This is a genomic window from Mesorhizobium sp. DCY119, assembly GCF_003590645.1.
GTDB lineage: Bacteria > Pseudomonadota > Alphaproteobacteria > Rhizobiales > Rhizobiaceae > Mesorhizobium_M.
Genome location: NZ_CP031834.1, coordinates 1,946,984 through 1,959,826, shown reverse-complemented (window position 1 = coordinate 1,959,826; position 12,843 = coordinate 1,946,984). Strand labels below are relative to the sequence as shown.

The 12,843-nt window shown below is 62.5% G+C and carries 15 protein-coding genes; 11 read left to right on the top strand and 4 right to left on the bottom strand.

What is annotated here, in order from left to right; all coding sequences use genetic code 11:
• Positions 1–3: 3 nt before the first annotated feature.
• The 5 genes from DZG07_RS09525 to DZG07_RS09505 all read left to right on the top strand — a co-directional run bounded on the left by DZG07_RS09525 (position 4) and on the right by DZG07_RS09505 (position 4,607).
• Complete coding sequence (locus DZG07_RS09525; RefSeq protein ID WP_245429637.1) at positions 4–825, top strand: ABC transporter permease; 822 nt, start codon at positions 4–6, stop codon at positions 823–825.
• Complete coding sequence (locus tag DZG07_RS09520) at positions 822–1,610, top strand: ABC transporter permease (protein ID WP_091913376.1); 789 nt, start codon at positions 822–824, stop codon at positions 1,608–1,610. Before DZG07_RS09525 ends, DZG07_RS09520 begins: the two co-directional genes overlap by 4 nt.
• Position 1,611: 1 nt before the next feature.
• Positions 1,612–2,730, top strand: coding sequence for an ABC transporter ATP-binding protein (locus DZG07_RS09515; RefSeq protein WP_091912998.1), 1,119 nt, complete (start codon positions 1,612–1,614; stop codon positions 2,728–2,730).
• A 33-nt stretch (positions 2,731–2,763) separates the two neighbouring features.
• Positions 2,764–4,146: an FAD-binding oxidoreductase gene (locus DZG07_RS09510; RefSeq protein WP_119816368.1), complete on the top strand. Its 1,383-nt coding sequence runs from the start codon at positions 2,764–2,766 to the stop codon at positions 4,144–4,146.
• 104 nt (positions 4,147–4,250) lie between these two features.
• Positions 4,251–4,607 carry a cupin domain-containing protein gene (locus DZG07_RS09505; protein WP_119816365.1) on the top strand — a complete coding sequence of 119 codons (357 nt, stop codon included), beginning with the start codon at positions 4,251–4,253 and terminating at the stop codon, positions 4,605–4,607.
• Positions 4,608–4,660: 53 nt separating this feature from the next.
• Here DZG07_RS09505 and DZG07_RS09500 read toward each other — a convergent pair whose 3' ends face one another.
• Both DZG07_RS09500 and DZG07_RS09495 read right to left on the bottom strand, forming a co-directional pair.
• Positions 4,661–4,897, bottom strand: coding sequence for a hypothetical protein (locus tag DZG07_RS09500; protein WP_091913002.1), 237 nt, complete (start codon positions 4,895–4,897; stop codon positions 4,661–4,663).
• A 215-nt stretch (positions 4,898–5,112) separates the two neighbouring features.
• Positions 5,113–5,322, bottom strand: a complete 210-nt coding sequence (locus DZG07_RS09495) for a cold-shock protein (protein WP_091913004.1) — start codon at positions 5,320–5,322, stop codon at positions 5,113–5,115.
• Between the two features lie 299 nt (positions 5,323–5,621).
• On the opposite strand from DZG07_RS09495, the gene DZG07_RS09490 reads away from it, so the two are divergent.
• A complete protein-coding gene (locus DZG07_RS09490) occupies positions 5,622–5,936 on the top strand; it encodes a hypothetical protein (RefSeq protein WP_119816362.1) in 315 nt (104 codons plus the stop codon).
• 3 nt (positions 5,937–5,939) lie between these two features.
• Here the strand turns inward: DZG07_RS09490 and DZG07_RS09485 are convergent, their stop codons facing one another.
• Positions 5,940–6,356, bottom strand: a complete 417-nt coding sequence (locus DZG07_RS09485; protein ID WP_091913007.1) for an Lrp/AsnC family transcriptional regulator — start codon at positions 6,354–6,356, stop codon at positions 5,940–5,942.
• A gap of 164 nt (positions 6,357–6,520) precedes the next feature.
• Between DZG07_RS09485 and rocF the strand changes: the two genes are divergently transcribed.
• Positions 6,521–7,495 (top strand): arginase, encoded by a 975-nt coding sequence (gene rocF / locus DZG07_RS09480; protein WP_119816359.1) that lies wholly within the window; start codon positions 6,521–6,523, stop codon positions 7,493–7,495.
• Between the two features lie 19 nt (positions 7,496–7,514).
• Here the strand turns inward: rocF and DZG07_RS09475 are convergent, their stop codons facing one another.
• Positions 7,515–8,579 carry a Glu/Leu/Phe/Val dehydrogenase dimerization domain-containing protein gene (locus tag DZG07_RS09475; RefSeq protein WP_119816357.1) on the bottom strand — a complete coding sequence of 355 codons (1,065 nt, stop codon included), beginning with the start codon at positions 8,577–8,579 and terminating at the stop codon, positions 7,515–7,517.
• Positions 8,580–8,706: 127 nt separating this feature from the next.
• On the opposite strand from DZG07_RS09475, the gene DZG07_RS09470 reads away from it, so the two are divergent.
• The 4 genes from DZG07_RS09470 to DZG07_RS09455 all read left to right on the top strand — a co-directional run bounded on the left by DZG07_RS09470 (position 8,707) and on the right by DZG07_RS09455 (position 12,839).
• Positions 8,707–9,171 carry an Lrp/AsnC family transcriptional regulator gene (locus DZG07_RS09470; RefSeq protein WP_119816354.1) on the top strand — a complete coding sequence of 155 codons (465 nt, stop codon included), beginning with the start codon at positions 8,707–8,709 and terminating at the stop codon, positions 9,169–9,171.
• Between the two features lie 85 nt (positions 9,172–9,256).
• On the top strand, positions 9,257–10,489 hold the full coding sequence (locus DZG07_RS09465) for a 3-methyl-2-oxobutanoate dehydrogenase (2-methylpropanoyl-transferring) subunit alpha (RefSeq protein WP_091913013.1): 1,233 nt from the start codon (positions 9,257–9,259) through the stop codon (positions 10,487–10,489).
• A gap of 2 nt (positions 10,490–10,491) precedes the next feature.
• Positions 10,492–11,505, top strand: a complete 1,014-nt coding sequence (locus DZG07_RS09460) for an alpha-ketoacid dehydrogenase subunit beta (RefSeq protein ID WP_119816351.1) — start codon at positions 10,492–10,494, stop codon at positions 11,503–11,505.
• Positions 11,506–11,507: 2 nt separating this feature from the next.
• Positions 11,508–12,839, top strand: coding sequence for a dihydrolipoamide acetyltransferase family protein (locus DZG07_RS09455; protein WP_119816348.1), 1,332 nt, complete (start codon positions 11,508–11,510; stop codon positions 12,837–12,839).
• The last annotated feature ends 4 nt before the right edge of the window (positions 12,840–12,843 follow it).

Genomic DNA, 12,843 nt, shown 5'->3' with positions numbered 1-12,843 from the left:
CGGCTGGCGGACTATCCGTCGCTGCTAACAGTTCCGGCCATCCTGCTGCTCATTGCGGCAATGGCCTATCCGCTGCTGACGATCGTGCTGCGCAGCTTTTCCGAGCCCGAATGGGGCTTGCAGAACTACGTCTGGTTCTTCTCCACGCCCGTTAATCTCACCGTTCTTGCCCGCACCTTTTCCATTTCCGCCTGGGTCACCATCGTCTGCGTGATCGCGGCCTATCCTTATGCCTATCTGATGACGACAGTCGGCCCGCGCATGCGCCTCGTCCTCATCATGTGCGTGCTGGTGCCGTTCTGGGTCAGCGGCGTGGTGCGCACGCTCGCCTGGGTGATCCTGCTTCAGGATTCCGGCGTCATCAATTCAACGCTGAAAGCAATCGGCTTCAGCTCGATCAGGCTCATCCGCACCCAAACCGGCGTCGTCATCGGCATGGCGCAGGTGCTTCTGCCCTTCATGATCCTGCCGCTCTATTCGGTCATGCGCGGCATCGACCTGCGATTGGTGCAGGCGGCGCGCAGCCTCGGCGCGCGGCCGGCGCTCGCCTTCCTGCAGGTCTATCTGCCGCTGTCGCTGCCGGGCGTATTCGCCGGCGCGATCATCGTCTTCATCCTGTCGCTCGGCTTCTACATCACCCCCGCTCTGCTCGGCGGCCCGCGCAGCACTATGCTGTCGACGCTGGTGCAAAGCCAGGTGCTGAGCCTGCTCAACTGGGGGCGTGGCGGCACCATGGGCGTCGTGCTGCTGGTCTCGACCTTCGTGCTTCTGGCGATCGCCGCGCCCTTGATGCGCCAGCGCCACAAGCAGGCATCGAGGAGCTGACGATGAAACCGTTCCGCATCATCCTCGGCCTGTTCTGCCTGCTGGTTGCCATCTGGCTCATCATGCCGACGCTTGTCGTCATCCCGATGTCCTTCAACGACAAGAAGTCGCTGGCATTCCCGCCGTCCGGCTTCTCCTGGCAGTGGTACGCCAACTTCTTCACCAATCCCGAATGGTCGAACAGCCTTCTCAATTCGCTGAAGGTCGCCGGCATCGTCGCCGTCGTCGCCACCTTCATCGGCACGCTGGCCGCGTTGGGCCTCAGTCGCATGAAGCATTCCGGCGCCGGCATATTGCGCGCCATCCTCATCACGCCGATGGTCGTGCCGGGCGTGGTGCTGGCAATCGGCATCTACGCCGTCTATCTCAACTACCAGCTTGTGGGCACCACGCTGGGCTTCGTGCTTGCCCATACGATGCTGGCGATCCCCTTCGTCATCATCGCAGTTTCCGCGAGCTTGGAAGTGTTCGATGTGCGGCTTGAAACCGCGGCGGCAAGCCTCGGCGCCAACCGCTTCACCGCTTTCCGCACGATCACGCTACCGCTGATCGCGCCAGGCATTCTTTCCGGTCTGCTGTTTGCCTTCGTGACATCCTTCGACGAGATCATCGTCGCGCTGTTCATCACCAGCCCCTATCTGAAGACCCTGCCCGTGCAGATCTTCACCAGCATCACCCGCGACGCCGACCCGACCGTCGCCGCCGTCGGAACCATCATTTTCCTCGCCACCACACTCGTGATCGCCGCAGGGCTGATCATCGGCTCGAAATCCAAAAGGAGCTGACATGTCCACGTCCAAGACCAGAGAACGCGGCGCAGCGATCGATATCCGGGATGCCACGAAACGCTACGGCAAGTTCACCGCGCTCGACAACGTCAGCCTCCATATCGAGCCGGGCGAGTTCATGACGCTGCTCGGGCCCTCGGGCTCGGGCAAGACGACGACGCTGAACGTGGTCGCCGGCTTCACCGACCTCACTTCCGGCGACCTTTCGGTCGGCGGCGAAAGCATCGTCGGCGTGCCGGCGCACAAGCGCAACATCGGCGTCGTGTTCCAGCACTACGCGCTGTTTCCGCACATGACTGTCGGCAAGAACGTCGCCTATCCCCTTACCCTTCGCGGCGTCGAAAAGGGCGAACGCGAACGCCGCGTCAAGGCAGCGCTCGACATGGTCAAGATGGCCGACTTCGCCCATCGCTATCCGAGCGAGCTTTCCGGCGGTCAGCAGCAGCGCGTGGCGCTCGCTCGCGCCATCGTCTTCGATCCGCCTCTGCTTCTGATGGACGAGCCGCTCGGCGCGCTCGACAAGAAGCTGCGCGAATGGCTGCAGCTCGAGATCAAGCGCATCCACCGCGAACTCGGCACCACCTTCGTCTATGTCACGCATGATCAGGAAGAAGCGCTGGTGCTGTCCGACCGCATCGCCGTGTTCAACCAGGGCCGCATCGAACAGATCGGCACCGGCCGCCAGCTCTATGACGAACCGGCAACGCTGTTCGTCGGCAAGTTCATCGGCGAATCCACCACCTTGCGCGGCAAGGCCGAAACATCAGGCCTTGAGACCGGCCTGACCATCGCCGGCCAGAAGATCGTCGCAAAGGAAAAGCTCGCCGGCGGCGAGACGCCGGTGATCCTGCTACGCCCCGAAAAATTGTCACTCGCAGCCGCCAAGGCACCCATCACCGACGGGCAGAACAGCCTTGCCGGCCAGGTCAGCGAGGCGATCTATCTCGGCTCGGGCTCTAAATACCAGGTCGTGCTGCGTGATGGCTCGATTGCAGTCGTGCGCTCGTCGCTGGAGGCAAAGCCCTTCGCCATCGGCGACGAGGTCGATCTGCGCTGGTCGGTGGAGGATTCCAAGCTGCTCGCCGACGACGACCGCGCCGACATGACGCTGACCTGACCCCCTCATTCCCCCTCGCAGGATTTTTTGAACATGGACGCCAAAGTCAATGGCAACGTCTCCTTCTGGTATGCCGATATCGGCCTGCCGGCCTTTCGCGCACCGCTTCCCGGCGATCTTGAAGCCGACGTCTGCATCGTCGGCGCGGGGTACACCGGCCTGTGGACGGCCTACTATCTGAAGAAGGCCGACCCCTCGATCCGCATCGCCATCGTGGAAAAGGAATTCGCCGGCTTCGGCGCATCCGGCCGGAATGGCGGCTGGCTGTCTGGCGGCTTCGGCTGGTCGCGCGAAAAATACCTCAAGACCTCGACGCGCGGCGCCGTCATCGACATGCAGCGCGCAATGTACGGCTCGGTCGAGGAGGTGATTTCTATCACTGAAGCCGAGGGCATCGACGCCGACATTCTTCGTACCGACAACATCACTGTCGCCACCAACAAGCCGCAGCTCGACCGCGCGCACGCCGAGTATGAAGAGGCCAAGGCATGGGAAATGCCGGCCGACCGCATCGAATTTCTAAGCGCCGCCGATGCCCGCGCCCGCATCGCCATCCACAATGTGCAGGGCGCCTATGTTCTGCGCGGCATGGCGCGTGTGCAGCCGGCCAAGCTGGTGCGCGGCCTCTCCGACGCCGTCGAGCGCCTCGGCGTGCCGATCTACGAGCAGACGACCGTGACCAGCATCGAAAAGGGCAAGGTCACGACCAATCGCGGCACGGTGCGCGCGCCCACCATCATCCGCGCAACGGAAGGTTTCACCGCCGGCATTCCCGGCAACGAACGGCTCTGGCTGCCGCTCAACAGCGCGCAGATCATCACCGAGCCGGTGTCGGACGCGCTGTGGGACGAGATCGGCTGGAAAGGGCATGAACTTCTCGGTGACGCCGCCCACGCCTATTGCTACGCCCAGCGCACCCGCGAGGGCCGCATCACCATGGGCGGGCGCGGCGTACCCTATCGCTACGGCTCGCAGACTGACGTGCGCGGCCAGACCCAGCAGCTGACGATCGAAAAGCTCCATGCGATCCTCGTTCGCCTTCTGCCGCAGACCAAGAGCCTGCGCATCGACCACGCCTGGTGCGGTGTGCTCGGCGTGCCGCGCGACTGGTGCACGACTGCCGGCCTCGACCCTGAAACCGGCATTGGCTGGGCCGGCGGCTATGTCGGGCTCGGCGTCTCGAGCTCAAACCTTTCCGGCCGCACACTGCGCGACCTCATCCTGCGCCGCGACACCGAACTGACCCGGCTGCCCTGGGTCAACCGCCAGGTCAGCAAATGGGAGCCCGAGCCGATGCGCTGGCTGGGTGTGCACTCCATGTATCAGCTCTACCGCATGGCCGACGAACGCGAGGAAGCTGGTCTCGATCACACCTCGAAGCTGGCCGCCATCGCCGATCGCATCACCGGGCACTGAGGAAACTCGGACCCCGTCGAATCGCACTCATGCGCCGTTGGTTCGGCGCGTGACCTCACCAAAACGCCAGCAGAGCATATTCTTGCATAACTTTGGATAACATCATGACCGACTTCCAGACCTTCGCCCACCTCGCCTCCATCGATCTCGGCGAGCCCGCGCCCAAGCCGACTTCGCTTGAGGGCAATCAGGTCGAGGCTGCAAAGACGCTATGGTCTTCGCCCGACGGAAAACTGGAAGTGGGTGTGTGGGAATGCACGCCGGGCCGCTTCTCGGCATCGCGCGACACCAATTCGGAAACCTGCCACATCGTCTCGGGCCGCGTATCTCTGCATGGCCCTGATGGCCGCAGCCAGGAGGTTGGCGCCGGCGAGATGCTGGTTCTGCCGAAGGGCTGGCGCGGCGAATGGACGATCCACGAAAAGACGCGGAAGCTCTACATCATTCACGAAGAGGCGTAGCCGTCATTGGAGATCGCGCCTGTGCGTTGAAGCCGGCGCGGTCCTGATTGCGATCAGGCCTTGGAGCCGCCGGCCTTGCGCTTCGGCGCGACCGGATTGGCGGCGGCGCGGGCCAGATCTTCAGCCTCTTTCTGCAAGCGCAGTTCACGCAGCCTGGCGGTCTTGGCTTCGCGTTCGTTGCCGATAGCGTCATGCTCGTCGACGATGCGATTGCGGGCAAGCGATTGGGTCTGCGCCTTGCTGAAGGCAAGCTCAGCCTGCTCGCGGGTCTTCTGGGAATTGTCGGCCATGGTTTGCCTCCTGGAGCAACCAAGCATCGCTTCGAAAGCCTTCGAAGAATGCGAAAACAAGAATTACACAGCGCTGAGACTTGTCACCCACCGCGCGGCTGTGAGCGCGGGTGGAGCTGAAACAAAAAAGGCCAGGCAATTGCCTGACCCTTCCTTGTCATTCGTCTTGCCAACGGTGCCAGTACATCCGTGGTCACCGGCTGGACGAATGATATTTATGCAGCCTGAAGCTGGTCAGCCGACATCTTGCCGGACTTGTTGTCCCGCACCATCTCGTAGCTGATCTTCTGGCCTTCGACGATGTCGCGCATACCAGCGCGCTCGACTGCGGAGATATGGACGAAAACGTCCTGGCCGCCATCATCAGGCTGGATGAAACCGAAGCCCTTAGTCGAATTGAACCACTTTACTGTTCCGGTGCTCATAGCGAACCCTTTCACGGAAAATATTAATCATTCACCGCACGAATGCGCGATGATTTTCACATCTCGATTTTGAAGGGAAGTTCGTCAGGAGCGCGCTAAGCGTGCGCAAAACCAAAATTCGATCTAACAAATATCGATGAAAAACTTCTAAACTTCTTCAGCCGAATAGTCAAATTATTTATTTTTATTGAGATTTCTCGGGCGAAATACGTCGCGGCCAATTTTACTTGTCAGGCAAAATTCCTGGTAGCATCGCCTTCGCACATCGATCCGTACCGCCAGAAATTGAAAGACGCAGCATGACAGAAGCAGGCAACAAGCAGAGCGGCATCGCCTTTCGCGCGCGCCGCAACGGCAAGACAACGACAATCGACGCCGATCAAATCGAAGTCGCGCTTCCCAACGGCGTGACATTCCTGATCTCGGCGGCCGAGCGCCCGCAAGGCGGCATCGCCCTGCACATCCCGGCCAATGGCCCGGACGACCCGCAGTTCGGCGTCTTTTCAATCGAACCGGGTGCCGCCCACACGATCTTCATCCGCGCCACGCTCTATGACCGCGATACAGATGACGGCCTGCGACCGGAAGACCTCAACGCTTCAAACGACGATTGAAATTTACGCCGGCGCGAGCAGCAGGCTCGTTTCCGTCCTCGAAATGCCGTCGATCATGCGCACGTCATAGAGAACCCTGTCGAAATCGAGTAGCGTCGCGACCTCGACTTCCGCGACCAGATCGAACGCGCCATTGGTGGTGTAGAGCGTCTTGATACCCGGCATCGCCTTGAGGGACTGCACCACGCGGCGCGTATTTTTGCCCTCCACCTCGATCATCATCACGGCAGAGACCCGGTCGCCGGAAAGATCCGAGCGAACCCGAACGGTGAAGCCGGCGATCTCCTTGGTCTCGACCAGCCGGTCGAGCCTGTTCTGCACCGTGCCGCGCGAAACGCCGAGCATGGTCGCCAGTTTTGAAAGCGGCGCACGCCCGTCTATGCGCAAGGCGGAAATCAGGCGTCGATCAAGGTCGTCCATATTCGTCTCGATGATAGTTTGAGCAAAGCATTTGGCGTTTTGCTCAAATGACTATGCAAATATACACATGTCTAGCATATTCTTTGATATCGCCTGACCGTAATTTCACCAAACCGGGTCGTTGAGCCATAACAACAAAGCTTCCCCGGCCTGGGATTTCGATCATGCTTCATCAGCCAAAAGACCTTTCCAACGTGCAATCTGGCGCGTTGCGGATATTCGACAGATTGCCGAGGAATATCGCCCTGTTCGGCGCGCCGGTCCAGGAAGGCGCGGGAAAGCTGGGCTGCAAGATGGGCCCGGATGCGCTGCGCGTCGCCGACCTGCCCAAGGAGCTTGCAAGTCTCGGCCATGCCGTGCGGGACCACGGCGATCTCACGCCGGAACTGGTCACCGACCTGACAATCCCCGGCGCTGCTCTCCACGCCGAAATCATAACCGGCTGGACGCGGACGCTCGACAAGGCCGCCTATGGCGCGCTCGCGGCCGGGCAGTTGCCGGTCTTCCTCGGCGGCGATCACAGCCTGTCGATGGGTTCGGTGTCGGGTGCCGCCCGCTTCGCTGCGGAAGCCGGCCGGCCGCTTCATGTGCTGTGGCTCGATGCCCATTCCGATTTCAACACGCCGCTGACTTCGCCGTCCGGCAACATGCATGGCATGCCGGTCGCCTTCTTCTGCGGCCGTCCCGGCATGGAGGGCATTCTCCCGAACGACCGACCGCTGGTCAGGCCGCAGGATGTTTCGATCTACGGCGCCCGCTCGATCGATCACGACGAACGCAAGGCGCTCCGCGAAGCCGGTGTCAATGTCTTCGACATGCGCGTCATCGACGAGCGCGGCACCGGCAGCATCATGCGCGACATTCTCGACCGCGTCGAAGCCGAAAACGCCATGCTGCATGTCAGCTTCGATGTCGATTTCCTCGATCCGGACCTCGCACCGGGCGTCGGCACCGCCGTGCGCGGCGGCGTCACCTACCGCGAGGCCCATCTGGTCATGGAAATGCTGGCTGATCGCGGCGTGACGACCTCACTCGATCTGGTCGAACTCAACCCCTTCCTCGACGACCGCGGCAAGAGCGCGCTGCTGGTCGTCGAATTGATCGCCAGCCTGTTCGGCCGGCAGGTCTTCGAACGCTAACCCGGCAAAGCCGTCAGCGCTACGCCACCCGCCTCGCCTGCGGACGTGCGTCGGCAACGATCGCGCGCGCCATGGCATCGGCCACGAAGTTCGGGCCTTCGCCGCTCGCCTCGGCTGCATCGAGAACCGCAGCCAGCCGCTCGGGAATGCGGCACACGCGCTCATCGACCGCAGCACTTGCCTCGCCCATCTTCTCGGCCACGACGTTGATGATGCCACCGGCATTCACCAGATAGTCCGGCGCATAGAGGATGCCGCGCCCAGCCAGCCGCCGGCCGTCTTCCGGCACCGCAAGCTGGTTGTTGGCCGCGCCGCAGACCACTTTGGCTTTCAGGTTTTCGATGGAACGCTCGTTGAGCACCGCGCCCAGGGCGCAAGGTGCGACCACATCGACATCTGCCGAGAGCACATCCTCGGGTCTGACGACCACGGCCCCGTAAAGATGCGCCGCCTTGGCGGCACGCTCGGCCGAGCCGTCGGCCACCACAAGATGCGCACCATCCTGGTGCAGCAGGCGGCAAAGCTCCATGCCGACATTGCCGACGCCCTGCACGGCCACTGTCCTGCCGGCAAGCTTTCCGCCCAACCGGCGCTCGACCGCATGGCGCAGCGAAAGAAACACGCCGAGCGCCGTCCACGGCGAGGGATCGCCACCGGCATGGCTGCCATCCGAAGGCAGGCCGGCGACATGACGGGTTACGCTGCGCACCGCCTGCATGTCGGAGACATGCGTGCCGACATCCTCGGCCGTGATGTAATTCCCGCCCAGGCTGTCCACCGCCCTGCCGAATGCCTTGAAGAGAGCTTCCCGGTCGAATTCGCCTTCCGGGCGCATGATGACGGCCTTGCCGCCGCCGAAGGGCAGGCCGGCCAGCGCGTTCTTGTAGGTCATGCCCTCGGCCAGACGCGAGGCGTCGGCGATTGCATCATCCTTCTGTGCATAGGACCAGAACCGGCAGCCACCAGCGGCAGGCCCAAGTGCGGTCGAATGAATGACGATGATTGCGTGCAACCCGGTTGCCGGATCATCGAAGAAGCTGACCTTTTCGGCCGACGCGCTGCCTGTGGTGAAAGTCTCGGTCATTTGAATCTCCCAATTCCCATTAGGAGAATAGTAGCTGCGCAATTAGGAAATTTTCTGCCTAATATATTGCTATTATCAAAAATCGTGACATTAATAATGCTCAACAGCCTCGACATACGGTTGATCTATGCCGAACGATCTCGACCCGCTCGACCGTCGCATCCTGCTGCTGATGCAGGAGGATGCTTCGCGTTCCACGGCCGAGATCGCCGACATGGTCGGCATGTCGCAGTCGCCATGCTGGCGGCGCATCCAGCGGCTGAAGGACGAGGGCTATATTACCCGGCAGGTCGCCATCATCGATCGCCGTAAGGTCGGGCTGAACGCGCAGATCTTCGCGCTGGTGAAGCTCACCATGCACGGCCGGCAAAATCTCGAGGATTTCGCCAATGCCATCCGCTCCTATGACGAGGTGCTGGAATGCCACGTGCTGATGGGCACGTTCGACTTCCTGATCCGCGTCGTCGCCGCCGACAACGACGCCTATCAATCTTTCTTCTTCGAAAAACTCAGCAGCCTGCCCGGCATCCAGGAAGTGAACTCCATCGTCTCGCTTTCCGAGATCAAGTCGACCACGGCGCTGCCGCTATGACGCAACCGAGCCACGGCATGTTCGCGAACTTGACCATGGCTACCGAATGTAATTGGCTTCGGATTGAAGCCGGGAGGAACAAGGCATGACCGAAGGCAGCCCGCTTAGCCTGCATGTGCCCGAGCCGGAGGTACGCCCCGGCGGCACGCCAGACTTCTCCAACGTGCCGATACCCAAGGCCGGCTCGGTGCCGCGCCCTGAGGTGGATGCCGATCCGAAATCGATCCGCGACCTCGCCTATTCGATCATCCGCGTGCTCAACCGCGAAGGCGAAGCCGTCGGACCGTGGGCCGGCACGCTGACCGATGAGGAGCTTGCCGAAGGCCTGCGCCACATGATGACGCTGCGCGCCTTCGACACCCGCATGCAGATGGCGCAGCGGCAGGGTAAGACCTCCTTCTACATGCAGCACATGGGCGAGGAAGCGGTGAGCTGCGCTTTCCGCAAGGCGCTCAACCAGGGCGACATGAATTTCCCGACCTACCGCCAGGCCGGCCTGCTGATCGCCGGCGGCTATCCCATGGTCGAGATGATGAACCAGATCTATTCCAACGAACACGACCCGCTGAAGGGCCGGCAACTGCCGGTGATGTATGCGTCGAAGGAGCATGGCTTCTTCTCCATCTCAGGCAATCTGACGACGCAATATATCCAGGCTGTCGGTTGGGCGATGGCCTCGGCCATCAAGAACGACACCAAGATTGCCGCCGCCTGGGTCGGCGATGGCGCGACCGCCGAGAGCGACTTCCACGCCGCTCTCGTCTTCGCCTCCACCTACAAGGCCCCGGTCGTGCTCAACATCGTCAACAATCAGTGGGCGATCTCGACCTTCCAGGGCATTGCCCGCGGCGGCTCCGGCACATTCGCTGCGCGCGGCCTCGGCTTCGGCATTCCGGCCCTGCGCGTCGACGGCAATGACTATCTCGCCGTCCACGCGGTCGCCAAATGGGCAACCGAACGCGCCCGCCGCAATCTCGGCCCGACGCTGGTCGAATATGTCACCTACCGCGTCGGCGCGCATTCGACCTCGGACGACCCTTCCGCGTACCGGCCCAAGACTGAGTCCGACGCATGGCCGCTGGGCGACCCCGTGATAAGGCTGAAGAACCATCTCATCCTGCGAGGAGTATGGTCCGACGAGCGCCACAAGCAGGCCGAGGCCGAGATCCTCGACACTGTCATCACCGCGCAGAAGGAAGCCGAAAGCCACGGCACGCTGCATGCCGGCGGCAAGCCTTCCACGCGTGACATGTTCGAAGGCGTCTATGCTGAGATGCCGCCGCATCTCAGGCGTCAGCGCCAGCAGGCGGGGGTCTGATCATGCCCAGAATGACCATGATCGAGGCGATCCGCGGCGCCATGGACGTATCGATGGACAAGGACGACGATGTCGTCGTCTTCGGCGAGGATGTCGGCTATTTCGGCGGCGTTTTCCGCTGCACCCAAGGCCTCCAGCAGAAATATGGCCGCACCCGCTGTTTCGACGCGCCGATCAGCGAGCTCGGCATTGTGGGTGCTGCCATCGGCATGGCCGCCTACGGTCTGAAGCCCTGCGTGGAAGTTCAGTTCGCCGACTATGTCTATCCGGCCTATGACCAGATCGTCTCGGAGGCTGCGCGCCTGCGCTACCGCTCCAACGGCGAGTTCACCTGCCCCATCGTCATCCGCATGCCAACCGGCGGCGGCATTTTCGGCGGCCAGACCCACAGCCAGAGCCCGGAAGCGCTTTTCACACACGTCTCCGGCCTGAAGGTCGTGGTGCCGTCGAACCCGCACGACGCCAAGGGATTGCTCATCGCTTCCATCGAAGACCCTGACCCGGTGATTTTCCTGGAGCCCAAGCGCCTCTACAACGGCCCGTTCGACGGCCATCACGAGCGCCCGGTGACGCCCTGGTCAAAACACCCGCTCGGCGAGGTGCCCGAGGGCCATTTCACCGTGCCACTGGGCAAGGCATCGATCCGCCGCGAAGGCACGGCGATAACGATCCTCGCCTATGGCACCATGGTCTATGTCGCCGAAGCCGCAGCGGAAGAGACCGGCATCGATGCCGAGATCATCGACCTGCGCACGCTCTTGCCACTCGACCTCGACACCATCATCGCTTCTGTGAAGAAGACCGGCCGTTGCGTCGTCGTGCATGAGGCGACGCTGACTTCCGGCTTCGGCGCGGAACTGGCAGCCCTCGTCCAGCAGCATTGTTTCTACCACCTCGAAGCGCCCGTTGCCCGCGTCACCGGCTGGGATACGCCCTACCCGCATGCGCAGGAATGGGACTATTTCCCCGGTCCCGCCCGTCTCGGGCAGGCCCTTCGCGAAACCATGGAGGCCTGATCATGGGTGAACATGTCATCAAGCTTCCCGATGTCGGCGAAGGCGTGGCCGAGGCCGAGCTTGTCGAATGGCACGTCAAGATCGGCGACCTCGTGCGCGAGGATACGCTGCTGGCCGCCGTCATGACCGACAAGGCCACCGTCGAAATCCCCTCGCCTGTCGATGGCGAGATCATCTGGCTGGGCGCCGAAATCGGCGATGTCGTCGCCGTCGGCTCGCCGCTGATCCGGCTGAAGATCGAGGGCGGTGCTGATAAGGCGGACGATGCTGCGGACACCACCGCCAAGCCTGAGGAAAAGCAACCCGAGCCCGTTTCGGCGGATGCATCAAAAGCTGAAAAGCCGGCGGAAAAGGCCACAAGCGTGCCTGCAAAGCCGGCTGCTTCCGCTGCACCCGTCAAAGCTCCGGCTCCCTCTCCCGCCCGCCCACTATCCTCCGGCGCTCCCCGCGCCGAAGGCGAAAGGCCGGTCGCCTCACCCGCCGTGCGATTGCGCGCCAAGGAAGCCGGGCTCGATCTGCGCCAGATACCCGGCACCGGCCCGGCTGGACGCATCAGTCACGAGGATATCGACGCCTTCATCGCCCGCGGCCCGCAAACCGCGCCTGCCACCACACGCGGCCTCGCTCAAAACACCGCCGTCGAGGACATCAAGATCGTCGGCCTGCGCAGAAAAATCGCGGAGAAGATGTCGGTTGCGAAATCGCGCATTCCGCACATCACCTATGTCGAGGAGATCGACGTTACCGCGCTGGAAGATTTGCGCGCCGCCCTCAACAAGGCCAAGCGCCCCGACCAGCCGAAGCTGACGCTGCTGCCCTTCCTGATGCGGGCGATGGTCAGGGCCATCGCCGACCAGCCCAATGTCAACGCGATCTTCGACGACGAAGCCGGCATCGTGCATCAATATGGCGGCGTCCACATCGGCATCGCGGCCCAGACGCCCGGCGGCCTGATGGTACCGGTGGTGCGCCATGCCGAAGCGCGCGACATCTGGGATTGCGGCGCGGAGGTCAACCGCCTTGCCGACGCCGCCAAAACCGGTACGGCGACACGCGAGGAGCTTTCCGGCTCGACCATCACCATCACCTCGCTCGGCGCGATGGGCGGCATTGCCACCACGCCCGTCATCAACCACCCGGAAGTGGCGATCGTCGGCGTCAACAAGATAATGGTCCGCCCGATGTGGGACGGCACGCAGTTCCTGCCGCGCAAGATGATGAACCTGTCATCCAGCTTCGACCATCGCGTGGTCGATGGCTGGGACGCCGCCGTCTTCATCCAGCGCATCAAGACACTGCTGGAGACGCCTGCCATGATCTTTATCGAAAGCTGAGCTG

Excerpts from the sequence above, each read along its gene's own strand:
- DZG07_RS09515 (WP_091912998.1), top strand. The coding sequence starts at position 1,612 with ATGTCCACGTCCAAGACCAGAGAACGCGGCGCAGCGATCGATATCCGG.
- DZG07_RS09510 (WP_119816368.1), top strand. The coding sequence starts at position 2,764 with ATGGACGCCAAAGTCAATGGCAACGTCTCCTTCTGGTATGCCGATATC.
- DZG07_RS09505 (WP_119816365.1), top strand. The coding sequence starts at position 4,251 with ATGACCGACTTCCAGACCTTCGCCCACCTCGCCTCCATCGATCTCGGC.
- DZG07_RS09500 (WP_091913002.1), bottom strand. The coding sequence starts at position 4,897 with ATGGCCGACAATTCCCAGAAGACCCGCGAGCAGGCTGAGCTTGCCTTC.
- DZG07_RS09495 (WP_091913004.1), bottom strand. The coding sequence starts at position 5,322 with ATGAGCACCGGAACAGTAAAGTGGTTCAATTCGACTAAGGGCTTCGGT.
- DZG07_RS09490 (WP_119816362.1), top strand. The coding sequence starts at position 5,622 with ATGACAGAAGCAGGCAACAAGCAGAGCGGCATCGCCTTTCGCGCGCGC.
- DZG07_RS09485 (WP_091913007.1), bottom strand. The coding sequence starts at position 6,356 with ATGGACGACCTTGATCGACGCCTGATTTCCGCCTTGCGCATAGACGGG.
- rocF (WP_119816359.1), top strand. The coding sequence starts at position 6,521 with ATGCTTCATCAGCCAAAAGACCTTTCCAACGTGCAATCTGGCGCGTTG.
- DZG07_RS09475 (WP_119816357.1), bottom strand. The coding sequence starts at position 8,579 with ATGACCGAGACTTTCACCACAGGCAGCGCGTCGGCCGAAAAGGTCAGC.
- DZG07_RS09470 (WP_119816354.1), top strand. The coding sequence starts at position 8,707 with ATGCCGAACGATCTCGACCCGCTCGACCGTCGCATCCTGCTGCTGATG.
- DZG07_RS09465 (WP_091913013.1), top strand. The coding sequence starts at position 9,257 with ATGACCGAAGGCAGCCCGCTTAGCCTGCATGTGCCCGAGCCGGAGGTA.
- DZG07_RS09460 (WP_119816351.1), top strand. The coding sequence starts at position 10,492 with ATGCCCAGAATGACCATGATCGAGGCGATCCGCGGCGCCATGGACGTA.
- DZG07_RS09455 (WP_119816348.1), top strand. The coding sequence starts at position 11,508 with ATGGGTGAACATGTCATCAAGCTTCCCGATGTCGGCGAAGGCGTGGCC.